This is a genomic window from Pseudoalteromonas sp. 19-MNA-CIBAN-0066 (genome assembly GCF_040308705.1).
Lineage (GTDB): Bacteria > Pseudomonadota > Gammaproteobacteria > Enterobacterales > Alteromonadaceae > Pseudoalteromonas > Pseudoalteromonas nigrifaciens.
The window spans coordinates 1-26,522 of the sequence record NZ_JBEONZ010000034.1 but is presented as its reverse complement, the minus strand read 5'-3'; the positions used below and the strand labels follow the sequence as shown (position 1 = coordinate 26,522).

Annotated in this window: 24 protein-coding genes; 14 read left to right on the top strand and 10 right to left on the bottom strand. The window is 39.6% G+C overall.

The features are described 5' to 3' along the window. Positions 1-6 precede the first annotated feature (6 nt). Positions 7-1,056, top strand: a complete 1,050-nt coding sequence (locus tag AAEZ18_RS15415) for a DUF2955 domain-containing protein (RefSeq protein WP_086997213.1) — start codon at positions 7-9, stop codon at positions 1,054-1,056. 225 nt (positions 1,057-1,281) lie between these two features. Here AAEZ18_RS15415 and arfB read toward each other — a convergent pair whose 3' ends face one another. Then, on the bottom strand, positions 1,282-1,695 hold the full coding sequence (gene arfB / locus AAEZ18_RS15410) for an alternative ribosome rescue aminoacyl-tRNA hydrolase ArfB (protein WP_011329681.1): 414 nt from the start codon (positions 1,693-1,695) through the stop codon (positions 1,282-1,284). Positions 1,696-1,876: 181 nt separating this feature from the next. Between arfB and AAEZ18_RS15405 the strand changes: the two genes are divergently transcribed. Continuing rightward, entirely contained in the window at positions 1,877-5,932 is a 4,056-nt protein-coding gene (locus tag AAEZ18_RS15405; protein WP_089369014.1) for a DEAD/DEAH box helicase, read from the top strand. Between the two features lie 282 nt (positions 5,933-6,214). Here AAEZ18_RS15405 and AAEZ18_RS15400 read toward each other — a convergent pair whose 3' ends face one another. Both AAEZ18_RS15400 and AAEZ18_RS15395 read right to left on the bottom strand, forming a co-directional pair. Beyond that, a complete protein-coding gene (locus tag AAEZ18_RS15400; protein WP_226898081.1) occupies positions 6,215-6,787 on the bottom strand; it encodes a uracil-DNA glycosylase family protein in 573 nt (190 codons plus the stop codon). 156 nt (positions 6,788-6,943) lie between these two features. Then, on the bottom strand, positions 6,944-7,300 hold the full coding sequence (locus AAEZ18_RS15395) for a VOC family protein (RefSeq protein ID WP_011329684.1): 357 nt from the start codon (positions 7,298-7,300) through the stop codon (positions 6,944-6,946). Between the two features lie 204 nt (positions 7,301-7,504). Here AAEZ18_RS15395 and AAEZ18_RS15390 point away from each other — a divergent pair, with 204 nt between their 5' ends. The 3 genes from AAEZ18_RS15390 to AAEZ18_RS15380 are packed head-to-tail and all read left to right on the top strand — an operon-like array spanning position 7,505 to position 9,788. After that, positions 7,505-7,858: a hypothetical protein gene (locus AAEZ18_RS15390; protein ID WP_350595247.1), complete on the top strand. Its 354-nt coding sequence runs from the start codon at positions 7,505-7,507 to the stop codon at positions 7,856-7,858. Beyond that, on the top strand, positions 7,855-9,456 hold the full coding sequence (locus tag AAEZ18_RS15385; RefSeq protein WP_350595249.1) for a PepSY-associated TM helix domain-containing protein: 1,602 nt from the start codon (positions 7,855-7,857) through the stop codon (positions 9,454-9,456). Before AAEZ18_RS15390 ends, AAEZ18_RS15385 begins: the two co-directional genes overlap by 4 nt. Next, the gene (locus AAEZ18_RS15380) at positions 9,453-9,788 is read left to right on the top strand and encodes a DUF3325 domain-containing protein (RefSeq protein WP_350595251.1); all 336 of its coding nucleotides are present in this window, start codon (positions 9,453-9,455) and stop codon (positions 9,786-9,788) included. The genes AAEZ18_RS15385 and AAEZ18_RS15380 overlap by 4 nt, the downstream gene beginning before the upstream one ends. Positions 9,789-9,952: 164 nt before the next feature. On the opposite strand, the gene AAEZ18_RS15375 is transcribed toward AAEZ18_RS15380, so the two are convergent. After that, positions 9,953-10,477, bottom strand: coding sequence for a lipocalin family protein (locus AAEZ18_RS15375; protein ID WP_350595253.1), 525 nt, complete (start codon positions 10,475-10,477; stop codon positions 9,953-9,955). Between the two features lie 119 nt (positions 10,478-10,596). Here AAEZ18_RS15375 and AAEZ18_RS15370 point away from each other — a divergent pair, with 119 nt between their 5' ends. The 3 genes from AAEZ18_RS15370 to AAEZ18_RS15360 are packed head-to-tail and all read left to right on the top strand — an operon-like array spanning position 10,597 to position 12,049. Beyond that, the gene (locus AAEZ18_RS15370) at positions 10,597-11,052 is read left to right on the top strand and encodes a YaiI/YqxD family protein (protein WP_011329688.1); all 456 of its coding nucleotides are present in this window, start codon (positions 10,597-10,599) and stop codon (positions 11,050-11,052) included. Between the two features lies 1 nt (position 11,053). After that, the gene (locus AAEZ18_RS15365; protein ID WP_011329689.1) at positions 11,054-11,617 is read left to right on the top strand and encodes a DUF6942 family protein; all 564 of its coding nucleotides are present in this window, start codon (positions 11,054-11,056) and stop codon (positions 11,615-11,617) included. Positions 11,618-11,656: 39 nt separating this feature from the next. Beyond that, on the top strand, positions 11,657-12,049 hold the full coding sequence (locus AAEZ18_RS15360; protein ID WP_350552098.1) for an ACT domain-containing protein: 393 nt from the start codon (positions 11,657-11,659) through the stop codon (positions 12,047-12,049). A 136-nt stretch (positions 12,050-12,185) separates the two neighbouring features. Here AAEZ18_RS15360 and AAEZ18_RS15355 read toward each other — a convergent pair whose 3' ends face one another. After that, entirely contained in the window at positions 12,186-12,377 is a 192-nt protein-coding gene (locus AAEZ18_RS15355) for a hypothetical protein (RefSeq protein ID WP_352255671.1), read from the bottom strand. A gap of 35 nt (positions 12,378-12,412) precedes the next feature. On the opposite strand from AAEZ18_RS15355, the gene AAEZ18_RS15350 reads away from it, so the two are divergent. Further along, on the top strand, positions 12,413-13,387 hold the full coding sequence (locus AAEZ18_RS15350) for a transposase (RefSeq protein ID WP_011328877.1): 975 nt from the start codon (positions 12,413-12,415) through the stop codon (positions 13,385-13,387). Between the two features lie 409 nt (positions 13,388-13,796). Here the strand turns inward: AAEZ18_RS15350 and AAEZ18_RS15345 are convergent, their stop codons facing one another. After that, positions 13,797-14,441: a LysE family translocator gene (locus AAEZ18_RS15345; RefSeq protein ID WP_011329693.1), complete on the bottom strand. Its 645-nt coding sequence runs from the start codon at positions 14,439-14,441 to the stop codon at positions 13,797-13,799. Positions 14,442-14,545: 104 nt separating this feature from the next. Between AAEZ18_RS15345 and AAEZ18_RS15340 the strand changes: the two genes are divergently transcribed. Further along, the gene (locus AAEZ18_RS15340) at positions 14,546-14,998 is read left to right on the top strand and encodes an Lrp/AsnC family transcriptional regulator (protein WP_011329694.1); all 453 of its coding nucleotides are present in this window, start codon (positions 14,546-14,548) and stop codon (positions 14,996-14,998) included. Between the two features lie 103 nt (positions 14,999-15,101). On the opposite strand, the gene AAEZ18_RS15335 is transcribed toward AAEZ18_RS15340, so the two are convergent. From AAEZ18_RS15335 to AAEZ18_RS15320, 4 genes are all read right to left on the bottom strand, one after another. Next, on the bottom strand, positions 15,102-15,761 hold the full coding sequence (locus tag AAEZ18_RS15335) for a class I SAM-dependent methyltransferase (RefSeq protein WP_179807810.1): 660 nt from the start codon (positions 15,759-15,761) through the stop codon (positions 15,102-15,104). A 73-nt stretch (positions 15,762-15,834) separates the two neighbouring features. Continuing rightward, entirely contained in the window at positions 15,835-19,488 is a 3,654-nt protein-coding gene (locus AAEZ18_RS15330; RefSeq protein ID WP_350595378.1) for an AAA family ATPase, read from the bottom strand. Beyond that, positions 19,485-20,732 carry an exonuclease SbcCD subunit D C-terminal domain-containing protein gene (locus AAEZ18_RS15325; protein ID WP_350595380.1) on the bottom strand — a complete coding sequence of 416 codons (1,248 nt, stop codon included), beginning with the start codon at positions 20,730-20,732 and terminating at the stop codon, positions 19,485-19,487. Before AAEZ18_RS15325 ends, AAEZ18_RS15330 begins: the two co-directional genes overlap by 4 nt. Positions 20,733-20,824: 92 nt before the next feature. Next, positions 20,825-21,067, bottom strand: a complete 243-nt coding sequence (locus tag AAEZ18_RS15320; protein ID WP_011329698.1) for a hypothetical protein — start codon at positions 21,065-21,067, stop codon at positions 20,825-20,827. Positions 21,068-21,538: 471 nt separating this feature from the next. Here AAEZ18_RS15320 and AAEZ18_RS15315 point away from each other — a divergent pair, with 471 nt between their 5' ends. The 4 genes from AAEZ18_RS15315 to AAEZ18_RS15300 all read left to right on the top strand — a co-directional run bounded on the left by AAEZ18_RS15315 (position 21,539) and on the right by AAEZ18_RS15300 (position 26,382). Next, positions 21,539-23,989, top strand: coding sequence for a M1 family metallopeptidase (locus tag AAEZ18_RS15315; protein WP_350595383.1), 2,451 nt, complete (start codon positions 21,539-21,541; stop codon positions 23,987-23,989). Further along, positions 23,989-24,483 (top strand): DUF6702 family protein, encoded by a 495-nt coding sequence (locus AAEZ18_RS15310; RefSeq protein WP_058374662.1) that lies wholly within the window; start codon positions 23,989-23,991, stop codon positions 24,481-24,483. The genes AAEZ18_RS15315 and AAEZ18_RS15310 overlap by 1 nt, the downstream gene beginning before the upstream one ends. A 424-nt stretch (positions 24,484-24,907) precedes the next feature. Further along, positions 24,908-25,525, top strand: a complete 618-nt coding sequence (locus tag AAEZ18_RS15305; RefSeq protein WP_350595385.1) for an HAD family hydrolase — start codon at positions 24,908-24,910, stop codon at positions 25,523-25,525. 131 nt (positions 25,526-25,656) lie between these two features. Next, positions 25,657-26,382 (top strand): YebC/PmpR family DNA-binding transcriptional regulator, encoded by a 726-nt coding sequence (locus tag AAEZ18_RS15300; protein WP_011329702.1) that lies wholly within the window; start codon positions 25,657-25,659, stop codon positions 26,380-26,382. The last annotated feature ends 140 nt before the right edge of the window (positions 26,383-26,522 follow it).

The window sequence follows — 26,522 nt, the reverse complement described above, 5'->3', positions numbered from 1 at the left end:
GGCAAAATGAGTCAAAAAATTAGCCAGTCTCCACAACTTGACTCTAACGGCCTACGCCAAGCGCTGCGTATTGCCGGCGGGTGCACGTTAGGGTTTGCTATTAGTAAATTAATGAACTGGCCAAATGGGATTTTTTTTACTGTTTACCCCATGCTGCTATTAGGTTTAGTGCCAACGTTAAATAAATCTGTGGTTAGGCAGTTTTTTGCCAGTGCCGCATTTAGCGCGCTTGTTGTGCTTATATTGCAGGGGTTATTTTCGCACTTGCCGGTACTTATGGTACTGATTGTATTTGCCTGCTTTTGTATTTTATTTTACCAAATGAGTAGCGGAAGTGGCTTTTTGTTTGGTGCCTTAGGTGCGGTTAGTTTATCGATTCAATTACACTTTGCCAGCTATGTAACTGGTAGTAGCAGTATTTATCCGCTTATTTTAAGTAACGGTATAGCCATTATTTTAACTGTAGTAATTGCAGCAGTAATGCATGGTTTATTTCCCGATGTTACTGCGCGCCCTGGGCGTGCAGTGCCAACAAAAGATAAAGCAAGTATTCGCCACGAAGTGCTGTTGTGCTCGAGCGTGGCTACGTTATCGTTTATTGTTTTTCAGGCACTGGATTTACAAGACTCTATTTCGGCGCAGGCGGCATCTATTTTAATTTTATTTTCGTTATGCTGGAAAGCCGCAGGCATAGCCAGTTGGCAGCGTATAATTGGCACGCTTATAGGCTGTAATGCCGCACTTTTGTCGCAGCTATTTTTATACACCCATACCGACTTTTTACTGTTTCCTGTTATTGTGTTGTGGATTTTATCGTTTATATTTAGTCGTTTTCATATTTTAGGTGGGGGGCCGCCGGGCATTGGCTTTGGTGTTTTAACCACGTTTGGTATTTTATTTGGGCAGTCGTTAGCCCCGGGGCAAGACTTGATTTACAGTGCGCTGTATAGGTTTAGCTCTGTGACAGTGGCTGTTGTTATTAGCTTAAGTGCGGTATATGCGATGCATAGATTATTAAATAAATTTAATACTACACGCCATCATACCTACGATTAGCGTTAACATCGATGCTGATTTTGGGTTACAAGCGCTGAGTTTGCAGCCCACTTCCCTTTCTTCTTTAAAGCGCAGCGCCTCATCCCTTTTTTGTGAATAATTTACTTAATGGGCTATTACACAAAAAACAGACGCATATAAAATAGATATCAGAAAAAGAAGAAGTCTTATATCAAGAAAATATTCGGGCTTCGCCCGCGCGTCAGCAAGCTTAACGCCTTACTTTTAAAGCTTAATATTGCCGCGTAACGCTTTGGTTTGGCCGTGTTTGGTTTTTTTATCCATGCGTTTACGCTGCGAATTACGGCTCGGTTTAGTGGCTCTGCGGGCTTTATTTACTTTAGTTGCGCTAATAATTAGATCTTTTAAGCGTTTAAATGCATCTTCGCGATTAAGCTCTTGTGTGCGGTGGCTTTGCGCTTTTATTATTAATACGCCGTCTTTGGTTATGCGGCTGTCGTTTAGTGCAAGTAAACGTTCTTTATAAAAGTCGGGTAATTTAGAGCGGTTAATATCAAAACGAAGATGGATAGCGCTGGCTACTTTATTAACGTTTTGTCCACCGGCACCTTGCGAGCGAACTGCGGTTAATTCGACTTCCCATTCATCAATGGTCACGGTATTTGAAATAGTTAACATTAGACTCAGCTAGTTTTTATAAAAATCTAGTATACCATTTGTAATTAACTATACCCAAATCAAGGTAAGCAGCTATTAATTGGCGTAAATTTAACCCTTAACGGGTTAAGCAGCCCTTTAGGTTGTAACCTAAAGGCGCGGGAGTATATACTCAGTTATCTTGTGTTTATTATAGTGTTTTATGTCTTTATCTACTTTTGCCCCAGTAACCACGATTGATGATCAAAAAAAGCTTTGTGTTTTATTAAGTTTACTTTTAAGTTCTTCATCTTACAGCTATCAAAATTCGCCTCAGCTGTTTTCTAAACTGCTATTTAATCATTTTATAAACGGGTATTCGTTTTCACTCGCCGAAGTAAAAAAAATTACCCGCGAGTTAGAAGAACAATCACTGGTTTGGGAGCAACCGTTTAGGCAAAATCATAAACTTTCTATTGATGCCATCGTATATGCAATTGTAAGTTTGTTAGAGTACTGCCCTGGCTTAATTAAAAGCTTTTTAACGCAAATAACCACCATATACCGCTTTAACGACAGTGCTTTAATGTTTATGTTTGAGCTATTTAATAGCATTGAGAAAAGTGAAGGCTCGCCGTTAGCGTCATCTGCAGAGCCTGAAATTGATCATCACTTTATTAATTTACTAGCACAATCAAAATACAGTAAGCAGCTGTGGTTAGCTTTACCCGCGCAGTGGCAACAAATATGTTTAGAGCATTTTATTCGCGGTGAATTTTTTAATCTAACTGCTGAGCATTCATGGCCATCAATAGTACAAAGTACCGCGACCACTATTGAGCCAAGTAAGCGAATTTACCTAAACGAAAGCTTAGCTACGCTGCTGCAACAACCTGACTATAATGAATTACTCATTGATAAGTCGCACAGTAACTTAGTAATATTTAGTCAGGCTAATAGCCTTGCCATTGACGGCACTCATTTAGAATTAGCGCTGCAACAATTTAAAACGGGGTTAACGCTTTATCGTAAAACCTTTGTTAAGGGTAGCTATCCGTGTGAAATAAGCGGTTTACTGTATATGGTGTGTTTATATGCCAGTGGTACTGAAGCCGATTTAAAACAGCTAAAAACACATAAAAATTGGTATAACAAACAACTCGGCGAGCTCAGTAGCACAACGCAAGCCATTGAATTTTTGTTACTCGCACCCGAAAAAGTAATAAGTTTTGAGCAGCGCTTACTACACGATACGATTGCAAACCTACAGGCAAACCCAAATGCACTAGCGCCTCTTTTTTGCCTATTATTGGCTTTAATAAAGCACGGCAGCGAAGAGCAAATTAATGCCCTTAGAGATAACAGTAAACTGCTGAGCCAATTAATTCATTCAAGCCAACAGCATCAGCACTGGCTAGGTGAGCAGTGCACGCATTTAGCAAATTGGCTAACGCACGATACACCATTGCCAGATACCGGTTTATTACAGCATTTTAAACGCGTGCCACAATGGCAGCGTTGGTTAAATGAAGTAAGTAAAATAGATACTCCAACGCAAAATGAGCGCCTAGTTTGGCAGCTAGACCTTACCCATTTAGACCTGCCACTTATTCAAGCCAAAGTGCAAAAACACAACAGCAAAGGCGAATGGACTAAAGGCCGTAAAGTAAATATTTATGATCTTGACAATGCTCAATACCGACATTTACTTAGCCCAGCCGATCATAATTTAGTGCAAGTAATTAGTAATCATGCGGGCTTTGGTTACAGTGAAGTACAAGCAACCAGCGCGGTGTTGCAAGCGCTAATTAACTTCAAAGGGCTTGAAGACATTAAAGGTAATTTAGTTACGCTTAACAAAGGTGAGTTTATAATTGAAATTGGGCAAAATATTAACGACTGTTACCAATTAATTATACAGCCTAAAATTACCGACATAGACGGCGACTTTTTACTTACCCACAGCCACGCTAATAGTTACCAAGTATTTGTAGTAGACGACAAACAACACAAACTAAATAGCCTGCTTGCTCAGCAACCTAATAACTTAACAGAAGAAAAACTGCCACAACTTAATGCGGCATTAGAGGCCTTGTCGGAGGAGCATTATATTAGCAGTAGCCGCAGCGAGTTTTCTGCGGTTAATAACGTGCGCCAAGGGCTTGTTGATTTAGCCGCAGTAATTAAGTTAACCCCAATGGGTATAGACGTTAACTTTTATACTATGCCATTTGGTGTTGACGGCCCATGGGTTGAGCCCGCAATAGGCGCAATAACCTTAGCCTATAGCGATAACGAGCAAGCCGATAACAGCGTTGTAAAACGTGATTTAAAAGCAGAAAAACGCGCTTTAAAAAACCTACTTAGTAATTTAGCTGGCGTATTTGCCGATCAAGAGCATCCGCAGTATAACAGCGCGCATCAGCAGTTTTATTTACCAGAAGATATTAGCCAAGCCATAATACAATTAGAAGCCGCGCAAAAAGACAACGCACTAGTATTAAGTTGGGATGAAAACGCCCAAGGTATGAAGGTTGCCAATAGTAAGCACCTTTCTCTTAATTTAAATGATGATAACGATTGGCTCAGTGTTAGTGGTAAATTATCGCTCCCCGATGGTCAAATTATTGCTTTGCAAACACTCCTTAAAGCCCCGCGTCGTGGCAGTATTATAGAGTTTGACGAAAATAACTCGTTATTATTAGATCAGCGCCTAACTAACTTATTAAATCGCTTAGAGGGCATGCAAAGTAAAACTAAAAACGCCCCCGACGATCAACTTCGTATTGCTAATGCGCGCGCTCTTCCTTTGTATCACAGTGCTGCAGAATTGAGTGATGTTAGCTTTGGTGCAAACTGGCAACAGCGCTTAGCTAAATTTGAGCGCCCAAGTGAACCCGTATTACCCGCGCATTTAGTTAATATATTACGCGACTACCAAGTGGTTGGCGTAAAATGGTTAATGCAACTGGCTAACTGGGGGTTAAATGCCTGTTTAGCCGATGATATGGGCTTAGGTAAAACGCTACAAACACTCAACGTATTACAAATGCGCAGTGCTTTAGGTGCCAGCTTAGTTATAGCGCCAAAATCGGTATGTCATAACTGGCAGGTAGAGGCTGCGCGATTTACCCCTACCCTCAATATTAAAACTATTGATAATGCAGCCGCAACTGATGAGGTGCTAGCCGGTGCTACCGCTAATGACCTAGTAATTGTTAGTTATGGCTTATTACCTTTAATAGGGGATCAATTAGCTGCGTACGAATTTGCCAATATTGTACTAGACGAAGCACAAGCCATTAAAAATCCATTAAGCCTTCGTGCTAAAGCTGCTTTTGCACTTAATGGCCAGTTTAAAGTTGCGCTTTCGGGCACACCTATCGAAAATCATTTAGGTGAACTGTGGAGCCTATTTAACTTTTTAATGCCGGGTTTTTTACATTCATTAGCTGAGTTTAAAAAGCGCTTTGGTAATGCCGATAAAAACCAGCAGCAGGCTGATACGCTAAAAACATTAATTGCGCCGTTTATTTTACGCCGTAATAAAAAAACGGTACTGACCGAGTTACCCGATAAAACCGAAATAAACCTTACTTTTGCGCTCAGCGATAAAGAGCAAGCTCTTTACGAAGCCACTCGCTTAAACGCGCTTGAGCAAGCCAGCCAAGAAGACAGCCAATACATTACTATATTGGCGTCATTAACTAAATTGCGCCGCGCGTGTATTGCTCCGCAGTTATTAATTGAAAACAGTAAGTTACCGTCAAGTAAACTCGACACCGCCGAAGCAATAATTGAAGAATTACTTGAAAATGATCACCAAGCACTTATTTTTAGCCAGTTTGTTGATGTACTTAAATTAGTTGAACAGCGACTAAAAAAACGCGGTATAGCATATTGTTACCTTGATGGCAGCATGAGCAGCAACAAACGCAAGCAACAGGTTGATAAGTTTCAGGCAGGTGAGGCGCCTTTATTTTTAATTAGTTTAAAAGCTGGCGGCACCGGGCTTAATTTAACTGCCGCCGACTATGTGCTGCACTTAGATCCTTGGTGGAACCCCGCGGTTGAGCAGCAAGCCTCCGACAGAGCGCACCGCTTAGGGCAAACACGCCCTGTAACCGTGTATCGTTTAATTGCGCAAAACACCATAGAAGAAAAAATACTGCAACTGCATGAGCACAAACAAGCCCTTGCCGACAAAGTACTCAGCGGCAGCAGCAACACCGGGCAATTATCAAAAGATCAGTTATTGTCTTTGTTGCAAAATCAGTAAAAATAAAGCGTTTAGTACTAAGTGCGATTTAAAGTCGCACTTACAATAAAATTTAAGCACAGCCATAGGTTTACTCGAAGTTGCTAAGCTTGCTGGCGCGATATTTTCAACGAAAATATAATTATTTAAATGTTTGCATTAGATACGCGTAATATGAGTAGACAAAAGCAAACGTACTTGGTTTTACTCGTAGGCAAGCTATGCTTGCTGGCGCAATATTTTCAACGAAAATATAATTATTTAAATGTTTGCATTAGGTGTGCGCGGCAACAAGCTACTTGCCTACAATAATACCTCTGCTACGCGTTTTTTTAACTCTGGCAGTACCTCCTGTTCAAACCAAGGATTCTTTTTAAGCCAAATATTATTACGCGGGCTGGGGTGTGGTAGTACTAAATGGCTTGGCCAATAGTCACGCCACGATTTTACTAACTCAGTAAGCGGTAGCTTTTTAGTGTCGGGTAAATGATAAGCCTGAGCATACTTACCTAGCACAATAGTGAGCTGTAAATTAGGCAAGGCGGCTAAAAGCTGCGCGCGCCAAGCTGGGGCACATTCTTTACGTGGTGGTAAATCGCCCGACTTGCCTTTACCCGGATAGCAAAACCCCATAGGTAAAATTGCAATGTTATTGGCATCATAAAACTGATCGTTAGTAAGCCCTAACCACTGCCTTAGGCGTTCACCGCTTTGATCGTTAAACGGTATACCGCTTTGGTGTACTTTTATACCGGGCGCTTGGCCTGCAATTAATATTCGGGCGTTAGGGTTAAATTGTATTACGGGGCGCGCTCCTAACGGTAATTGCGGCTCGCAGATCACGCATTTACTAACTTGAGCTACTAATTCATTCAATTCTATCTTTTTTGACTGTTTTTCACTCAAATTTAGGCCTCTATTCGTTATTTGTGGTATTGAGTTGGTAAAAAATCGGTTTATTTTAGCGTGCCTAACTACTAGTTAGTATAATAGTGATCTATTACTGGTTATGCACTTAACCTATTATATAACCTAGTGTTTTTCAGCCCATACTGCAAACTCATTACCGCTTGGCTCGGTAAAATGAAACCTACAACCGCCAGGAAATTCAAAAATAGGTTTAATTACTTTACCGCCGTATAAGGTTACTTTTCTTTGTGTTGCATGAATATCGCTGCTGTAAAAAACCAATAGCGCCCCACCCTCTTCAGTACTCGATTTTAACGGCGATTGGTAAAACCCACCATTAAGCTCTTGCCCGCTAAAAGCCGTGTAGTCTGGGCCGTAGTCGGTAAATTGCCAATTAAAAACTTGGCTAAAAAACGCTTTAGTTGCGGTTAAATTAGCGGCTGGAAACTCTACATAGTTTAGCTTTTCGTGATTATTCATCATTATTCTACTTACTATTTTTAAAGGGTAAATTAACCATAAACCTAAGTTAACTACCAAGCAAGGCGCTTAAGCGTATTTGGGATCAATATTATACTAAGTTAAAGTTAATTTACACATGCAAATAGGAATCACTATCTTTTGTATTCATAAACTATATAATAGCACTTTTATTTTTCGCCATATTTAAGGGATTGACTCATTATGCAGGCTTCATCACTTAGTTTAGGGTCAACTAAGCTGCTTTTATTAAAGCCGCTTTTGATATTTCAGCACATAAGCCATTTTAGTTATGCTTTTAAAGTGTGTTTACGCTTTTTAATTGCCATTGTCGGTGGCTACTTTTTTACCGCGGTGAGCTGTTCGCTACTGAGCGCTATTTTGCAACTAAATAAAGCGGATGCAGTTTTGATGAGCGTGTCGTTAAGTATTTTAATTTATACGCTGGTATTTATTTACGCTTTTTATGTTAAGTCATTAAAAACAGTATGGATCAGTATTTTACTAGCTACTGCAGCACAATTAATTTTATTAGCACTAATAAAGGGTTGGGTATGAAGGATAGTTTTTTTTGTTCAATGACCTGGTTACATACCTGGGTTGGGCTATTAGTGTGTTGGTTACTTTATTTGATCTTTTTTTCTGGTACGTTGAGCTTTTTTAGAGACGAAATGAGTTTATGGAATCAGCCCGAAATTCATAATATTCAAGCACAATCTGATCGTATAAGTGCCCAAAAACAGCAAATAATTACAGGTTTTGATTACTTAAACGCTCAAGCAAGCAATGCCCCAAATTGGCGTATAACACTTCCTGAACAACGCGTACCTTACTTAACCTACGGCTTTGCAAAACCTAAAGAGCCGGGCCAGCGTAGAAGTAAATTTGAAGACACGCAATTAGATCCAAATACTATGCAGCCGCTTGCACCTTTTAGAGAAACCAAAGGCGGTAACTTTTTTTATCGCCTGCATTTTGATTTACATTACATAGATGTTATTACAGCGCGCTGGATTGTGTGTTTTGCAAGTTTATTTATGCTGATTGCCATTGTGTCGGGGGTGGTGATCCACAAGCGTATTTTTAAAGATATGTTTACCTTTAGGCGCAATAAAGGCAGCCGTACATGGCTCGACGCTCATAATATAAGCTCAGTATTAGCCCTGCCCTTTCATTTAATGATTACCTACACTGGGTTAATTACCTTAATCTTTATGCTGTTTCCTTACCCGGCAGAAACTAGTTACGACAAAGGTATGCGAGACTTTTTTAATGATGTTACACCGCGTAATAATGTAACTGACAAAGCGCAGGGTGCAGCGCCTATGGTAAAAGTAAATAGCATTTTAGATCAACTTTATACTAAGTGGCCAAATGCTGATATTCGCCGTGTACAGGTAAGTAATCCTAATATGGCAGCATCAACTATCACTGTACTAGTTAGCCCACAAAAAGCATTTCGTGACCAAACGCCGCGGTTAATATTTAGTGGCGCCACTGGGGAGTTAGTAGCCCAAACCGATGAAGAACTAAGTGCAGGTAAAGCGCTTTATGAATCGTTAAACTCAATGCATACCGGGCGCTTAGCCGAACCATTACTACGTTGGCTCTACTTTTTAGGAGGTATTGCGGGTTGTGTAATGATTGCCTCTGGCTGCATTATGTGGGCAAAACGCTTACGTGAGCGAATGAAAAAAAATGCTCACCCATCGTTTGGCTTAAAATTAGTCGAAGGATTAAACCTAGCTACTTTAATGGGGCTTCCTTTAGCTACCTGTGCGTTTTTTATTGCTAATAGAGTACTTAGCCTACAAGTTGCCGGGCGTGCTGATAAAGAAGTGTTGGCGTTCTTTTTAACCTGGCTTGTGGTGGCTATTGTAGCGCTTATAAAGCGCGATAGAGTGCAATGGCGAGTTATGGCGGCAATAAATAGCTTAGCCTGTTTAGCAGTGCCTGTAATTAATGCGCTAACAACTAACGGTAATATAGTTAGTTATTTAATAAATAAACAGTGGGCGTTATTCACCTTTGATGCGCTGTTTATACTCTCAGGCATATTGTTTTTTATACAAACCGAAAAATTACGTACTGCCAAGCCAACTACAAAAGCGATAAAAAAAAATACTAGTTCTGACTTAAAAGGGCAAAAAGCATGATGGAGTTATTACAATTTAGCCTCTGTTTGCTGGCTTTTAACGCGTTTGCGTTGGCTAAATTTAATCATTTTAAAGATATTTTTAAAAAACGGCCGACTAATTTACAAAGAAAATACCTCCTAGTTACCGCTTGGATCAGTATTTTACTAAGTCTGCTCCTTTGTGTGAATGATCAAGGCGGGTATGGTGCGTTGCTTTTTTGTGGTTATATGTCGCTAAGTGCTTTAATTATAATGGTTTTTTGTAATTTTATAACTCAGCTTGTTAAAGTTTTTAGTGTGTTAAATTTGGTTGTAACAGCCTTAACTACTCTACTTTTAGTATTAAACTAGGCTAAGTTAGTAAAATACTGATCTGCTAATGTAATTTTAAATAAGTAGTAAATAACTAAAATGGTAAGCTCATTGCTTGCCATTTTAGTTATTGCGAGCATTAAGTTTAAATAGTTATTACAATTGCTCTAGCGGTAAATATTTACTGTAAACCCCCTTTACATTTATTTTTGCTTAACCCAAATAATTTGCTCAGTTGCAAAGCCTAAGTCTTTAACTGTTTTTAAAAAGTGCTCTTTTAACTCATCGCCTACCTGTGGCGTACGTGATAAAAACCATAAGTAATCTTTGTTATAACTCGTTATAAATGCATATTGGTAATCAGCTTGCTCAAGTTCAAAAATAACGTAAGCCCCATAAAATGGACCAAAAAACGATACTTTAAAATGTCCTATGTCAGAATCCCCCACAAATTTTGCAAGGCCTTGAGCATTCTTCCATTGTTGTTCTTTAGTAATATAGCCCTTATTAATTACCTTTACAGTGCCATCGTCATTAATAGTATAGTTAGCAGTAACCTGCTCCATACCCTCTTCGAACGAATGATTTAGCCGTGCTATTTCGTACCATTTACCTTGATATTTTTGTAAGTCAAAGCTTTTAACCGCAGTGATCCCTTCTGGCGGACTAGTACATGCACTGAGTGAAAATAGTGTAATGGTGAGTAAAAAATATTTTATTTTGTTCATTTAAGCTCCTTTTTGAGTGGTTATTAATATTACGTAATAGCTATAATAAAGTTTGCTAGCCGATTAAAAAAAATTGCTATAGGATCAATTAAATACTAGAGCAATTTAAAGATTTAATCATGAAAATTTGGGTAGATGCAGACGCGTGTCCAGTGGTTATCAAAGAAATACTTTTTAGGGCCGCTGAGCGCACACAAACCGAAACCATATTAGTGGCTAATCATGCCATGCGTATCCCGCCATCAAAATATATTAGCCGCCTACAAGTGTCTTCGGGTTTTGATGTTGCTGATGACGAAATAGTAAAACGTATTGCTAAAGGTGACTTAGTGATCACCGGCGATATTCCACTGGCCAGTGAAGTAATAGACAACGGCGGGCAAGCACTCAACCCGCGTGGCGAGCTTTATACTACTGAGAATATTCGCTCAATACTTAATGTACGCGACTTTATGGATACCATGCGCTCGAGCGGCGTAGAGATGAGTGGTGGGCCGCCGCCGCTTAGCCAAACCGATCGCCAAAACTTTGCTAATAATCTCGATCGTATTTTAGCGCAAAATAAGGCAGGCTAATTTGAGCAAGCAGTTAATTGGTTTAGGTGACGAGCAATTTAACGTGGCGGTGTATGTAGCAAAGGCCCCGCCAATGCCCTACTTCGAAACGCTCAACAGCCTAGAGCCCGTTATTAATGAGCAAATAAATACTATAAACCAACATTGCGGTAATGGTTGGCGTAAAGTATTTAACGTATACGCTAAAGTATTGTTTGCCCTGCCTAGTGAGCATTACTCATTTGCAAAACAAGCGCCTACTTGGCAGCAATATCGCGATGAATTTTTACTTCAAAAAAACAGTAAAACCGCCCTACTGTTTAGCGCGCCTAATCTTACTATTACTTCTGCAGATAAAGCTTCTAGCAATAAAAACCAACTGCACATAATTGCCGGGCGCACCCACGCTAAAAATTTACTCCAACACGGTAAATTACAAACGCAGTTTGATTGGCTCGATGACGAGTTTGCAATAGACGCTATTAATAATATTATTGTGTGCCCGTATTTCGACTACAGACAACTAAGCAATATAAAAATTGCACGATTGAGCGAGCTTGTCGCGCAACTTAAAAGTAGTTTATGAGCGCTACAAACAATTCAAAAAATAGTACAAGGAATAGTTATGGCCGGAATTTTAGCTATAAACGAATTATTAAAATCAATGCAGCCTGTGCTTAAACAAGATGAGTATATATTTTGCTGTTTAGCAGGCTCACTTGCCGATTATGTTCATTTAAACCCACTGGCCACTTACGTTGAAGAAGAAGGGCTAACCCTTATTTTGAAAGCTGAAACTGCCGATAAAGCAGGAATTACTTACGAGGGGAAATATAGTTTAATAACTTTAAACGTACATTCCAGCCTTGAGGCTGTAGGCTTAACAGCGGCAGTATCTGCCAAACTGACAGAGCATGGCATTAGCGCTAATGTGGTAGCTGCGTTTTATCATGACCATATTTTTGTACAAGCAGATAAAGCCCATACAGCGTTAAATGCGCTGAAAGAGATTGGTTAGACTAGCTTGGCTTTAAATGTTAAATGAGAGCTATTTTAAGGTGATATACAATGATCTGAGTGATGGTGGCATTCGTTCTTCGGGTGGCGCTTCGCTTAACCGACCTGCGTTTTGTAACTTTCTTATGTTAAAGCTTTTAAAAGCGCTTTAAGATGACACCCATCCTAATATTTGCAATATCAGCATGATTAACTAAGCTCTGGCTAGAATTCTTTAAACAGACACCCATCCTAATATTGGTAATATCAGCATGATTAACTAAGCTCTGGCTAGAATTCTTTAAATAGACACCCACCCTAATATTTGTAATATCAGTGTAATTAACTATGCTCTTTTTAGTGCAATAATTAAGCAGGGTGTCACATGGCTATCGCAAGAAAGCGTCAGGTAAGTTTGGTCGATACAAAATACTACCACTGTATTTCGCGCTGCGTACGCCGTGCATTTTTATGCGGCGTAGACAACTTTACTAATCAATCGTATGAACATCGCAGAGAGTGGGTTGAAAGCAAATTACTTGCCCTCGCTAACGTATTTTGTATCGATGTGTGTGCGTATGCAGTAATGAGTAATCACACCCACTTAGTACTCTATGTTGATGATAAAAAAGCCAAGCGACTAACCGATAAAGCCATTATTCAGCGGTGGCACAGGCTTTGTAAAGGCACTGTTCTCACTAACAAATATCTGCAAGGTGAAGAGCTAAGTAAAATTGAATGGCTCTTTCTAAATGAAACAATCAGTGAATACCGAGAACGCTTAGCTAATATCAGTTGGTTTATGCGCTTATTAAATGAAGACATTGCGCGCAGAGCTAATAAAGAAGATAACTGTACCGGCCGCTTTTGGGAGGGACGCTTTAAATCACAAGCCCTTTTAGATGAAGCGGCATTAATCGCCTGTATGGCATATGTTGATTTAAACCCAATAAGAGCAAAGGCAGCAGCAACACCTGAAACATCAGACCATACCAGTGTAAAAATACGCATTGAAAGTGCCACTGCGGGTAAGCAACCGAAGCAACTCCTACGCTTTTCAGGTAAACCAAAAAAGCAAATGGCAAAAGGATTACCATTTGAGCTTAAATCTTACCTTGAACTAGTAGAATTAACCGGACGTTGTATACGCGAAGGTAAAGCAGGCTATATCGAAAGCAGCACTTTACCCCTGTTACAAAGAGTAAACATTACCCCCGAAAACTGGCTAAAACTCACCACACAATTTAGTCGCGTATTTCATGGTGCAGTAGGTCGCCCAGCGTCGCACGAAGGATACTGCGAACACCTAAACAGAAAGCGGCGCGCCAACGTTAGTAATTGCGAAAAGCTACTGGCTTAAAATTTCACTTCAAAAACTCTCCGTAATTCCCTCTCACTGTGAAAGCACAGTATTTCGCATGCCTAAAAATGAATAAAAAAGCAGTTTAATACAGCGTTATTTGAATAAGCAGAGGGATTTTAAAAATTAAGGATGCTTTTAAGCCTAGCAATGTTTGTTTAGATAAAGACTGAAGGGATTAATAATTAGAGTGGGTGTCATTTTAATTTTTTGGCTTTGAGTGTTAAGTGAGAACTATTTTAAGTTGATATAACAATGATCTGAAGTAATGGTGATATTCGCCCGTCGGGTGGCGCTTCGCTTAACCGACCTACGTTTTTAAATATATTTGAGGGCAAGATAATATTAGTAATAAAAAAGCCTAAGCGGTGTTTAAAGTACTGCTTAGGCTTTATTTTTTATGCGTGTATTACTGTAAGTGTACTAGTAGCTTTTGTGCGCTATCAAACAGCATTAAAGAGCCTAAAATAAATAATATAATGGCAGAAAGTCGACCAAATTTAATCGCAAGTGCCGGGTTATTGCTTAATATTTTTCGGGCGCTAACACCAATAAACCAATATACAAAGCCACAGCCAATTAAATGAATTACGCTTAATACTAACAGCTGTTCGGTGATCGAAAATGAAAAGGTCGGAAATACAAATTGTGGCAATAATGCTAAAAATAGCAGCATTACTTTAGGATTTAACCCGCTAATAATAAAGCCTTTTTTCATCCACTTTAATGGTGTTTCGCCTAATTCACTAGCAGCGCCATTATATACTGCGGGTACTGGCGGGTTTTTATAAAGCGAAACCGCGATCCAAACAACATACAGTGCGCCAAATAAGGTTAAAAATTTCATTAACATCACATGAGAAGCTAAAATAGCACCCAAACCTACCACTACAATCAGCGCGGCAATAAGGTGGCCTAACAAGAGCCCTGAAACTGCCGGAATAATTTTATCTCCCGCAATTCCTGCGCTTATGGTATACGCCCAATCAGCACCAGGGGTAAGTACAAACAATATTGACACCAGCCAAAAAGAAAAAATAACATTAATATCCATCAACAATAACCTAAAATAATTGGGAGCTTATTTTATTGCTTTCTTATGGGGAAAAAATACTATATTTTACCTTATTAAACGCCATTATTAGGAAACAATTGAATATGGATAGCATAGATCGGAAAATTCTTGCTGAGCTGCAAGTTGATGGCCGACTCACTCTTTCAGAACTTGCAGATCGCGTGGGGCTTAGTGTTTCGCCATGTCACCGCCGAGTTAAAGAATTAGAAAAAACCAAAGCTATTGTGGGCTATAGGACGGAGATCTCTCCAGAAAAAGTAGGGCTTAATTTTTCTGCGTTGGTTTTTATTACTATTAAAGAAGGTGATAAAGCATCGTTGGCTAAACTTGAATTAGCAGTTGAAGATATTCCACAAATAACTAATGCGCAGCGTTTGTTTGGTACACCTGATTATTTAATACATGTGGTGACTAGGGATTTAGGCGCGTTTCAAAAATTATACGATGATAAACTGTCGGCGCTGCCAGGCGTGCAACGTTTAACCTCAACCATTGTGATGAAAGATATTGTTCGAGCCCGAAACCTGCATTTTTAATTATATACCCCATTAAAAAAGCCCTGCGCTAGGCGGGGCTGTTTAATATTTAAAGCTGAGCTACTAAGTGGTGTAGTTACTAAGTTATTTAGTTAAGCAGTTACTAAATTACATAGCCGCTAAAACCTAGCGCTTTAAAGTACAATTTAGGAATAGTGCTAAATCCACACTCATGCAGTAGCTCGCTAAAACGCATGCGATCTAACGGATAAAATTCATTTTCTAGGCTATGACGAATATGAGTTTGTCCGGCCTCACCTAAGCCTAGTTTTGCACTAGTTAAAAGTTGCGCGTCACGCTCAAATAAGGTTTCTGGGCGCATTAAATCAGCAATATACAGTGCAGCTTCTTTGTTCAGACTTGCTTTAATGTTTTTAAGAACTTGCTTTTTATCGCCATTATCTTCTACAAACTGTAGCACTAATAAGCATAAGGCTGCATCGGCTTTAGTTTTAAGTTTTTCTAAAGGCCCGCAATGTACAGTTACTCTATCGCTTATTCCTTGCTCAGCAAACTTATCGCTAGCAACACTAAGCATGTCGTTTGAGGTATCTTGTGCGGTAAACTTCCATGTTGGATTAATGCTAGCTAATTCAATTACCTCTTTGCCAGTCCCCGCCCCTACCACTAAAATATGTGCGTTATCTTTTAATGTGGCTTGCAGTTGCGCATTAGTTAGTTGATGCAATAACTCGTAGCCTGGTACTAGTCGCGTAATGCGGCTATCGTATTGTGTTGCTTGATCATCTGTAAATGTTGGCATTATTACTTCCTTTATAGACCCCAAGTTTTTTGGGGATCATAAATACAATGGGTGTTATCAATATAAATTAATATCACACAATTTCTACGCTAGAATAACCGCCCGGCTTTTTAGCCACATGGACTTGTGTTGCTACGCGCTCACTCATTTCGCTTACATGCGATATAACACCTACTTTTCGCCCTTGTGCTTGTAATGAATCAAGTGCATCCATTGCAACACTGAGCGTTTCGCTGTCTAACGTACCAAACCCTTCGTCAATAAACAAAGAATTGATTTGTACTTTGTTTGACGACAATGAAGCAAGCCCTAAAGCCAGCGCCAAAGAGACTAAAAATGATTCACCACCAGAGAGCGTATTTACAGAGCGTTGCTCATCGGCCATGTCGCGGTCAATAATAGCAATATCTAAAGAGTGCTCAATAGCGGTTAATTCATAGCGTTTATTAAGGGTTTTTAAATGACTATTTGCATAGTGCAGCAGTATTTTTAAAGTTTGCGTTTGCGCTAAATTACGCATGGTTTTACCGGTTGCATCGCCTAATACTTTATTAAGTAAATGCCACTGATCAACTTGCGTTTTAAGCGTAGTTAACTCAGCTTGTTTGCCTTTGAGCGTTTTAGCATTTTGGTTGTGTTGCTCAATAGCGGTATTAGTGGCAAGCAAGCTATTTTGTAGCTCTGTTTGCTGGGTATTTAATACATTTAGCTGCTCAGTTAACTCATCGTGGTTTTTTGAAGGTTTGTCAGTATTTTGATGCTCAGTGTACGATTTTTGTTGCTGTTTAAGCGCCGCATTTGTATCGGTTAGCGTTTGTGATACTTGTTCAAACTGTTTTAAGTGCGCTTTAATTTGCTCGCTACTTAAGGTTAGTAAAATAGTGACCTGTTCGTGTGTTGCATCGCTATGTTGCGCTTTAAAGTCAGTAAACCACTCTAAGTAACGTGCCTCAAGGTTGGTTAGATCCTGGGCGTGCTCTTGCAAGCGTTGCTCAACATTTTTAAGTGTTATGGCATGCTCGTCGCGCTGTTTAATTGCGTTATCGTGCGCTTGTTGGCTGGCATTTAGCTGTGTTTGGCATTGCTCAAGCTGCATGGCTAGTTTGGTTTGATAGTCGCTTGCGCTTATTTGCTCATTATTAAATAAAGCTAATCGCTCGCTTTGCGTAATATTTTGCTGTTGCTGCGCTTTGGCTAAATCGTCATTTAATGCTTTAAGTGCGTGCTCACTTTTAGTGATTAATGGCGTTAATTGCTGTAGTTGCTGGTTTGCACTGTCGAGCTGTTTTTGGCTTTGCTCAAGCTGCGTTAGTGTTTGCTGGTATTGCTCAACCTGTTTGTTTAAATCGCTTAGGGTAAGCGATTCACTTTGCAGCTGCTGCCAAAAGTCGCTGTGTTCAAATTGCGCGTTAAGCGCTGCGCTTAGCTCGTTTATTTGTACGCTTAGCTCGTTATGTTTACTGCTTAATTGGTTTAACTGATTAGTTAACTCAACATGCTGGTTTTGTAATTGCTGCTGCGCGTGTTGCTCGGTTTTTAAAGCATTAAGCTGCTGATTTACTTTTTCTTGTAAGGTACGCAGCTGTGTTTGTACTGCAAAATACTGGGCTTTTTGCTCGCTGAGTTGCTTGTAGGTTTCATCAAGCTTCTCGGTTGTTAACGCGTTAAGCTCGGTGCGAGCGTCTTGCATGGTCGTTTTAATTTCTAGCTGCTTAGCCTGTGCAATTTGTATTGCTTGGCTATGTTGCGTTTGCTCGGCCACTAACACAGCATGTTGTGTTTGGTGCTGATGCAGCTGGGTTTGGGCGCTATCGCGTTGCTGTTTTGCATTGTTATACGCTGTTTCAAAATCGGCTATTAAGTTATTTAATTGCTGGTTTTGAGTGCTTGCATAGGGGTGCTCAGTTGCACCGCACACTAAACATGGCTCGTTAGGAGCAAGTTGTGTACGTAAGTGTTCTACATTTTCACTGGCGCGAAGGCGTGCTTGGCTAAGCGTGTATTCGTTGTGCTTAAGCGTTTGCTCGCACGAAGCCAAATTTTGTAATAATGCGTTTTGCGCTTGCTCACTTTGGATAAGTTTTTCTGCAACGCGTGTTTGCTGTTGTGTGCAGTATTTTATTTCATGATTAAACTGTTTATAGCGCTCGCGTTGATCTTTTAAGTAATCAATATTTTTAAGTTTTGCATCGCACTGTTCAATATTAAATTGGCGTTGCTGCTCATTTAATTGGTTAAGATTTTTTTGCTCACTAGCAAGTAGCTGTTCTTGTGACTCAACCTTTGCATTTTGCGTGGTTAAAAGCGTCGCTTGCTTAGCCTGCTCAGCCACTAATTTTTGGTTTTGATGTGCCGTTGTTTTTAATTGCTCAGTTGCGTTTAAAAACTGATTAAAACTGTGCTGATAGTAATTCCAATCATTGGCTAAAGGTTTTAATTGTGTGTGCGTAGTTAACCACTGCTGATGCTGGGCACTTAATTTTGTAGCTTCATCAAGCACAGATTGGCTTTGCTTAAATTGCTGCTGCAAATCGTTTAATTGTAATTGCTCTTTTTCGCTTTGCTGGGTAAGGCTTGCAATGGTTTGTGCTTGAATAGCTAATTGACTGTCGAGCTCGCGCGCTTTAGCAATAATAGGCTCAGCAGTTTGTTTTTGTTCTTTAGCTGTTTGTAATATCTCTTGGTGCTTACTAAGCGTATTAGCATGCGCAGTAATTATTGCAGTGTGATCTATACTTTTTAAGTCACTTACTTTCGTACTTAACTCAATATTTTGAGCTGTTAAACTTTTAAAGCGACTGCGGTTATCTTTAATTTCAAGTGCGCTTTGTGCTTGTTTAGCTTGCTCACTTTGCTGAGCAATAGCATTAAGCTCGTTTTGCGCTTGTTGCTGGTTTTGCTGTGCTTGTTTAAGTGCTTGCTCAAGCGTATTGGCTTGTTTATACCAATTTAAATTTTGCTCTGTAGTTGTTAAGGTTTTTTTAGTGTGTTCAATTTGCAGTTTTAATTCATTAAGCGAAGTTTGTTTAGCGGCTAATTCATCTTCACTTAGTAATGTGTAACTTGCTAAACTCGCTTGGAGTAATTCAAACTTTTCTTTTAGCTCTTTATTACGCTCAAAAATACGTACACCAATACGGCTAAATTTATCGGTACCGGTTAAGCATTCTAAAAGCTGTGCGCGCTCATCGCCGGTGGCTTTTAAAAACGCGGTAAATTCGTGTTGCGCTAATAACACTGCTCGCGAAAACTGATCAAAGGTTAAGCCTATTTTGGCTTCTATTTGTTTTACTGTTTTACTTTTATCTGATGAAATTAACGTATCATCAGGTAACAAATAAAGCGTATGCTGTGCTGCTTGTAAATTGCCGTCGCTTTTGCCTCGCGAGCGATTAACGCTCCAACACGCTCGGTAACTTTCTTTATCTTGTCCTACAAAGTCTACTTCAGCAAAGCCATTAGACGTTCCTCGCCTAAGTAAATTACGCGCGTCATTAAGCCTAATACTGTCGCCTTGAAACTCTACCTTATTGCCTCTATCGCCACCTAACCTTGCGGTTTTAGCATATAAAGCTAAGCAAATAGCATCTAAAATAGTGCTTTTACCTGCGCCGGTATCGCCGGTAATTGCAAATAATCCGGCGTCTTTTAGCGGGGCTGCTAAAAAGTCTATTTCGGCATCAACAATAGAAGCTAAGTTATGAATACGCACTGCGGTTATTTTCATAGTTGCTGTTGCTCCTCTAGTTCGTTAATAACATCGTTTAATAGATTTTTTAGTGCGTCGGGTACGCTTTCACCGTGCATATCTTTGTCGTTTGCAAATGCTTGTTCTAATAAATTAAGTGGGTTGAGCATTTCAACTTCAGTTAAATCTTCAAATACTGCGCCGCCTTCATTGTTAGCTGCTTGTTCGCGCACGCGTTCTATGCCACAAAAACGAATATGTTTACCCTCAAGAGCTTGTTCTATTTGTTCTCTGAAGGTGGTGTCGGTATCGCTAGATTTAAGTTTTACCCGTAAATATGGTGCTATTGTATTGGCTGTGGTGTCGAGGGCTTTAATTTCCTCGCATAGCTCAGCTAATGGTACGCACTCCCCTTTCGGTAAAACTATTACATCGGCTAAACGAGGAATGTAAAGGGGGTTTACAGTTACACTAATTTGCTGTTTTTCATCGCTATTAAATTCAACTACATTTACTTGGTGGCTGTAATTTCGCTCTGAAAACGACATAGGAATTGGCGTACCGCTGTATCTAATGCATTCATTTTTAGCAACTTGCTGCGCTTTATGTAAATGCCCCAGCGCAACGTAGTGTGCTTGTTTACCAAATACGTTGGCAGATATGGCTTCTTCGCCGCCTATTACTAAGTTGCGCTCAGAGTCACTCGATATATCGCCGCCTTTAGCATGAAGGTGCCCCATAACAATTAACGGGGTATTTTCACTTTGTAAACTAGCTGCATGCTCAAGGGTAAGTTCATATGCCTTTTTAACGCCTTGGGCATAGCTAGGGCCGCTTTTGGTTTGGCTGAGTGTAGTTACATCGCTTGCGCGCAAAAATGGCATGGCAACGATTACAGCGCGTTTTTTGTTAGTGTTAATAGTGATTACGGTATCAGCCGCTGCTGTTGCCTCAAAACGCCCTACAACATGGGTATCAAATTGAGCGAGTAACGGTTGCGCGGCTAAAATACGATTTGCAGAGTCGTGGTTCCCAGCAATAATTACTACATGTAAATTAGGGCACTGCTTTTTGGCATCTTTAATAAATTGATAGAGTTGATTCTCGGCGCTAGCACTGGGGGTTGCAGTATGATAAATATCGCCAGCAACGAGCAGTAAATCTATTTGTTGCTCAACGAGAGTGGCTAACAGCCAAGTGAAAAAAGCAAGGTGTTCATGACGACGGTCATATTCATAAAATTGTTGGCCAAGGTGCCAATCAGAAGTGTGCAGAACTTTCATGTAGCGCTCTTAAAAAATCGTAAGAGCGCCAATATACCCAAGGCAGTTAAAGATGCAACCTTATAGGCTCATCTTGCTAGGGTGAATGGGCTTTAGCTAGCTCCTAAGCTAAACCAACCAACATAAATAAGAGGCAAGGCTAAAAGTGCCATAAATAACGGCAGTTTAATTGCTTTGGCTTTTTTAGCTTGTAACGCTTTCAATGCATTTTTTTCGTTACAAGCGGCCACTTTGTCAATATACAAATAACCTGAGTTTAAATACTGCTTACAGTTTTGCGCGTCTGCTGGAATAGCAATTAGTTTTTGCTGCTTTTTTAGAACATAAAAATCCATACACCACCACACTTTTCAACACTAAAATATTAATAAACATATTTGAAAATAATTATATTAAATTACCCTCAAATGAAAAAAGTGGGCGATTCTAAGTACAAATGGATACAAAGATCAACCTTAAACTTCACTATTGGCGGTTTCTCATACAAAGGGATTAACTTTTTTGCTAAATAATTACATTTGGCTACCTTTGAAGCCAAAATACAGAGGGAGATTTAGTAGCTGTAAGCCGTTATTTTTAGCCGATATTTGGCAATTATTTTTATTTAAAACGACAAACTGTAAAGCCCCTTTACAGTTTTATTATTTTAATTCACGTTTAATTAATTTTATCAAAAAGAATAATGCGCTTTAATTGTAAAAAAATAGTGAAAACTAGCCTGAAAAAGTCGCACTTTATCGTTATTTTATTGAAGGAAAACGATAATTTTGTCAAAGTGCGGACACTAAAATCTAACAGGTTCAATAATGAAAAAAATAATTTATACGCTAAGTGCGGTTATATTGCCAATAGCAATGTCGAGCACTGTTTTAGCGTCTGCTATTGAGCAAACCAAAGGCAGCTATATCGATAAGTTTCGTCAACTAGACGAAGCATTGCCAACACCAAATGTTTATAGAAGTGCTGCCGGAGAACCTGGCGAAAATTATTGGCAGCAACGCGTTAATTACGATATTGACGTACAATTAGACGAAAAAAAGCGCCGTATAAGCGGCAGCCAAAAAATAGAATATAAAAACAATTCACCACACACATTAAAGTACTTATGGTTACAGTTAGATCAAAACGTTTTTAAAAATGATTCAATTGCAGAAACCACGCAAACGTTTAAAAGTACTTTAACAAGTTTACCAGCCGATAAACCCGCTAAGTTAAGTTTAGGCGACCTTCGTCGTCAACAGTTTATGAGTGACAACGAGCTTGGCTATACAATTAGCAATGTAAAAGATGACAATGGCAACGAGTTACGTGTAACCGTGGTTGATACCTTAATGCGCATTGACCTAAATAAGCCGTTAAAGCCAGGTAAAGAAGCCGAATTTAGCATGAACTTTGCGTTTAACTTAGTTGAAGAAGATGCAGTAGGCGCACGCTCGGGCTATGAGCACTTTGAAAAAGATGGTAACGATATATTTTTAGTGGCGCAGTGGTTTCCGCGCTTAGCTGCTTATACCGATTACGAAGCTTGGACTAATAAAACTTTTTTAGGTGGCGGCGAATTTACCTTAGAGTTTGGTGATTACGATGTTGAAATTACCGTACCTGCGGACCATATCGTGTCGGCAACGGGTAAGCTTAATAACGCAAGTAGCGTATTAACGAGCACGCAACGCAAACGTTTAAAGCAAGCCGAAAAAGCTAAACGCACCGTGTTTATTGTTAGTGAAGAAGAAGCGCTCGATAACGAAAAATCCAGTACAGATAAAACTAAAACGTGGCACTTTAAAGCTAATAACGTACGCGACTTTGCTTGGGCGTCGTCACGCAAATTTATGTGGGATGCTAAAGGCTATCAGCAAGGCGGTGATGAGCAGCCATTGGTTATGGCTATGTCGTTTTACCCTAAAGAAGGGGGCGATTTATGGAAAAAATATTCAACCGAAGCTGTTATTCACACTATGGAAGTGTATTCAAAGTATTCATTTGATTACCCATACCCAACCGCGCAGTCAGTAAATGGCCCTGTTGGTGGTATGGAATACCCAATGATCACCTTTAATGGCCCGCGCACTAAGCTGCAAGATGATGGAACACGCACTTACTCTCAAGCAGAAAAACGATTTTTACTCGGTGTAGTGATCCATGAAGTAGGCCATATTTACTTTCCGATGATAGTAAACTCAGATGAGCGCCAATGGACTTGGATGGATGAAGGTTTAAATAGCTTTTTAGACGGTGTTGCAGGGCGAGAGTGGGATCCAAGCATTCCATGGGGTGTTGAGCCGCGCGATATAGTGGCGTATATGAAGTCAGAAATTCAAGTGCCTATAATGACCCAGTCAGACAGCGTATTGCGTTTAGGCCCTAACGCGTACACTAAACCCGCTGCTGCACTTAATATTTTACGTGAAGTTATTTTAGGCCGAGAGCTGTTTGATTTTGCGTTTAAAGAATACGCCCAGCGCTGGAAGTATAAGCGCCCTACCCCAGCTGATTTTTTTCGTACTATGGAAGAAGCTTCGGGTGTTGATTTAGATTGGTTTTGGCGTGGTTGGTTTTTTACCACAGATCACGTAGATATTGCTTTAGATAAGGTATATCAACTGCGTTTAGACACTAAAAACCCTGATATTGATTTTAGTCGCCTACGCGATATTGAAGCAAATAAGCCAACTTCGCTGTTTGTAGAGCGTAACCGCGCACAAGGTAAAAAAACCTGGGTAGAAGAAAATCCCGATGTTACCGACTTTTATGACGAAAACGACCGTTTTACCGTTACTAATAAAGAACGCAACGCGTACAACAAATTTTTAAAGGGCTTAGAGCCGTGGGAGCGTAAAACGCTTGAGCGTGCAATAAAAGAAGACCAAAACTACTACGTAATGGAGTTTTCTAACGTAGGCGGCTTAGTAATGCCTATTTTATTAGAGCTGACTTTTGAAGATGGCAGCAAAGAAGAGCGTTATATTGCGGCCGAAATTTGGCGTCGTAATTATAAAAATGTGCAAAAATTAATAGTGACTGACAAAAATAAATCGCTGGTGTCGGTTACTATCGATCCGCGCTGGGAAACGGCTGACGTAGATATTGAAAATAATAACTACCCACGTCGTATTATTCCATCACGCATAGAAGTATTTAAAAAAGAAAAGAGCAAAGCAAAAGTAAGCCGCGATATTATGCAAGATATTAAAACCGAGCTTAAAAAAGACGAACCTAAAGGCGACGAAAATAACAGCAGTGAGGAGCAACAATAATGCGCATATTGCTAATTATTGTTAGTTTATTAATTGCTGCGCCTAGCATGGCACATCAATTAAAGTCGTCTGTTACTACTGTGCTTTTTAATAAACGTACTAATAATATTGAGCTAATGCATCGTTTTTATTTGCACGATACTGAGCATGCCGTGGCGCACTTATTTAAAGGTAAGGTTGATATTATTAGCAATAAAATAGATCAACAACGCTTTGCTAAGTATGTAGAGTCGCATGTTGCGCTACAAACGTTAAACGGTGAACCACTGCCGCTTAACTTTGTAGGAGCACAAGTTGATGGCAAGTTTTTTTGGGTTTACCAAGAAGCGCCAATTCCGGTAAAAATTGCAGGAATTAAAATGAGTAACGGTGCACTGCGCGACTTATGGCCTTCGCAAGTTAATATGGTTAACGTTGAAGGACAAGGAAAAATAAAAACCTTAAACTTTACTCAAGACGATACTTGGCTTGAAGCAAGGTTTGAGCAACAATAATCCTACAAACTACGCGCACAGTCACTGTGCGCGTTTTTGTTATTTTCATTCCCGTTTTTCTGATCGACTTAATACTAAATTACGTTAATATACCTTGTATATTAGTGTGCTTTTTAGCAAGCAAGGTAACCTGAACTTTGGATAATAAATCTATCTCAAGCAGCTACTTTCAGCGCTAACTGCGTTGAATTTACTTGCAATAGGCCAGCTATTGACGCGTAAATTCGCCTTGTTTTCACTGAAAATCTCTGGCTAGAGAAAATAAATTTAAATATAACTATGATTTAGTATGTTAGTAAATCTCTTAACCAGAGTTCAGGTTAGGTATATAAATTTTGTTATTCATCAGTGATTTAGTTTTATAAACGATGAAGTTATTTTTATATAGGGTTTAATTCAATGGGTATTAAATACAAGGAAGGATATAGAAATGCAGATTGAAGCGATTAAAGGTGTGATTTTTGATTTAGATGGCACTTTAGTGTCATCAGAATTAGACTTTTCATTAATTAAAGCGCAAATAGGGTGCCCGTGTGAGCAAGACTTACTCGATTATATTGCCCAATTGCCTTCAGCATATATGCGCGAAGAAGCAATGAATATTGTACATCAGCATGAGTTACTCGACGCTCAACATGCCAAAATGCTACCCGGTGTGAGTGAGGCTGTAAATGCCCTTAAAGCTAAAAACATTCCAATGGCGATAGTTACACGCAATTTTGATAAAGCGGCCGCTATTAAGTTACAAAATAATCCACTGCCAATAGAAATAGTGCTTACCCGAAGTGACGCGCCAGCAAAACCCGATCCGAGTGCATTAAATAATATTGCTACCTTGTGGAATATGAGCCCAAGTAATTTATTGTATGTGGGCGATTTTTTATATGATATTCAGGCAGCTCATAATGCCAATATGCGTGCATGTTTATACGCCCCCGATGTTATTCCTAGTTATGCTAGCCAGGCCGATTATGTATTACATGATTTTACGCAGTTAGTTACTTTAATTGACAATTACGCACAAAAAGTTGTGTTATGTTAAATAGCGCTTTGTTTATTTTTTTATGTAATTAGTGTGGTGTTATAAACGTTATATATTAACGTGGTGCTAGCCCAATACGTTTTGAATTGGTAAAATGTCGACAAGTTTAACGTATTCATTAGAGGTACATGATGGGCAGAGCATTTGAAGTTCGTAAAAGTTCGATGGCTAAAACGGCTAACGCAAAAACTAAAGTAAATTCAAAATACGGCAAAGAAATTTACGTTGCAGCTAAAAACGGCGAACCTGACCCAGATGTAAACCAAACTTTGCGCCGCTTAATCGAAAAGGCAAAAAAAGATCAAGTGCCTGCGCATGTTATCGAAAAAGCAATTGAAAAAGCCGCCGGTGGAGCAGGGGAGGATTACTCAACTGCACGTTACGAAGGTTATGGCCCTGGAAATTGTATGGTTATTGTTGACTGTTTAACCGATAACCCAAATCGTACTATTAAAGATGTACGTTTGCCTTTTACTAAAACAGATTCAAAAATTGGTACACCGGGTTGTGTAGCGCATATGTTTGATCATTTTGCTGTGCTTGGTTTTTCAGGCGATGACGACGAAGTTGTGTTAGAAGCACTAATGATGGCTGACGTTGATGTAACCGATGTTGAAGTAGAAGACGGTAAAGTATCGGTGTTTGCCCCACATACAGAATACTTTAAAGCTAAAACAGCCCTTGAAGAGGCGTTTGAAGGCATTAATTTTGAAGTAGACGAAATTACTTTTGTCCCGCAAGTGCATATTGAAATTACAGATGAAGAAGTAATTGCTAACTTTGATAAGTTCATCACTATGCTTGAGGATTGTGATGACGTACAAAACATTTATCACAACGCAATCATCAAAAACTAATTAAAGCTGTATATTAAAGCGGTAATAATTTTAGAAAAAGCGTGTTTTGTGTAAGCAAAACGCGCTTTTTTGTTTGCCCAGCGAAGCTGGCAAACCCGATAGGCTGAAAGATGCCTTATCACCCTGACTAAGGGGAAGAT

Excerpts from the sequence above, each read along its gene's own strand:
- AAEZ18_RS15375 (WP_350595253.1), bottom strand. The coding sequence starts at position 10,477 with ATGAACAAAATAAAATATTTTTTACTCACCATTACACTATTTTCACTC.
- AAEZ18_RS15325 (WP_350595380.1), bottom strand. The coding sequence starts at position 20,732 with ATGAAAGTTCTGCACACTTCTGATTGGCACCTTGGCCAACAATTTTAT.
- AAEZ18_RS15360 (WP_350552098.1), top strand. The coding sequence starts at position 11,657 with ATGGCCGGAATTTTAGCTATAAACGAATTATTAAAATCAATGCAGCCT.
- AAEZ18_RS15320 (WP_011329698.1), bottom strand. The coding sequence starts at position 21,067 with ATGGATTTTTATGTTCTAAAAAAGCAGCAAAAACTAATTGCTATTCCA.
- AAEZ18_RS15405 (WP_089369014.1), top strand. The coding sequence starts at position 1,877 with ATGTCTTTATCTACTTTTGCCCCAGTAACCACGATTGATGATCAAAAA.
- AAEZ18_RS15395 (WP_011329684.1), bottom strand. The coding sequence starts at position 7,300 with ATGAATAATCACGAAAAGCTAAACTATGTAGAGTTTCCAGCCGCTAAT.
- AAEZ18_RS15345 (WP_011329693.1), bottom strand. The coding sequence starts at position 14,441 with ATGGATATTAATGTTATTTTTTCTTTTTGGCTGGTGTCAATATTGTTT.
- AAEZ18_RS15330 (WP_350595378.1), bottom strand. The coding sequence starts at position 19,488 with ATGAAAATAACCGCAGTGCGTATTCATAACTTAGCTTCTATTGTTGAT.
- AAEZ18_RS15415 (WP_086997213.1), top strand. The coding sequence starts at position 7 with ATGAGTCAAAAAATTAGCCAGTCTCCACAACTTGACTCTAACGGCCTA.
- arfB (WP_011329681.1), bottom strand. The coding sequence starts at position 1,695 with ATGTTAACTATTTCAAATACCGTGACCATTGATGAATGGGAAGTCGAA.
- AAEZ18_RS15340 (WP_011329694.1), top strand. The coding sequence starts at position 14,546 with ATGGATAGCATAGATCGGAAAATTCTTGCTGAGCTGCAAGTTGATGGC.
- AAEZ18_RS15315 (WP_350595383.1), top strand. The coding sequence starts at position 21,539 with ATGAAAAAAATAATTTATACGCTAAGTGCGGTTATATTGCCAATAGCA.
- AAEZ18_RS15385 (WP_350595249.1), top strand. The coding sequence starts at position 7,855 with ATGAAGGATAGTTTTTTTTGTTCAATGACCTGGTTACATACCTGGGTT.
- AAEZ18_RS15370 (WP_011329688.1), top strand. The coding sequence starts at position 10,597 with ATGAAAATTTGGGTAGATGCAGACGCGTGTCCAGTGGTTATCAAAGAA.
- AAEZ18_RS15350 (WP_011328877.1), top strand. The coding sequence starts at position 12,413 with ATGGCTATCGCAAGAAAGCGTCAGGTAAGTTTGGTCGATACAAAATAC.
- AAEZ18_RS15390 (WP_350595247.1), top strand. The coding sequence starts at position 7,505 with ATGCAGGCTTCATCACTTAGTTTAGGGTCAACTAAGCTGCTTTTATTA.
- AAEZ18_RS15335 (WP_179807810.1), bottom strand. The coding sequence starts at position 15,761 with ATGCCAACATTTACAGATGATCAAGCAACACAATACGATAGCCGCATT.
- AAEZ18_RS15300 (WP_011329702.1), top strand. The coding sequence starts at position 25,657 with ATGGGCAGAGCATTTGAAGTTCGTAAAAGTTCGATGGCTAAAACGGCT.
- AAEZ18_RS15380 (WP_350595251.1), top strand. The coding sequence starts at position 9,453 with ATGATGGAGTTATTACAATTTAGCCTCTGTTTGCTGGCTTTTAACGCG.
- AAEZ18_RS15310 (WP_058374662.1), top strand. The coding sequence starts at position 23,989 with ATGCGCATATTGCTAATTATTGTTAGTTTATTAATTGCTGCGCCTAGC.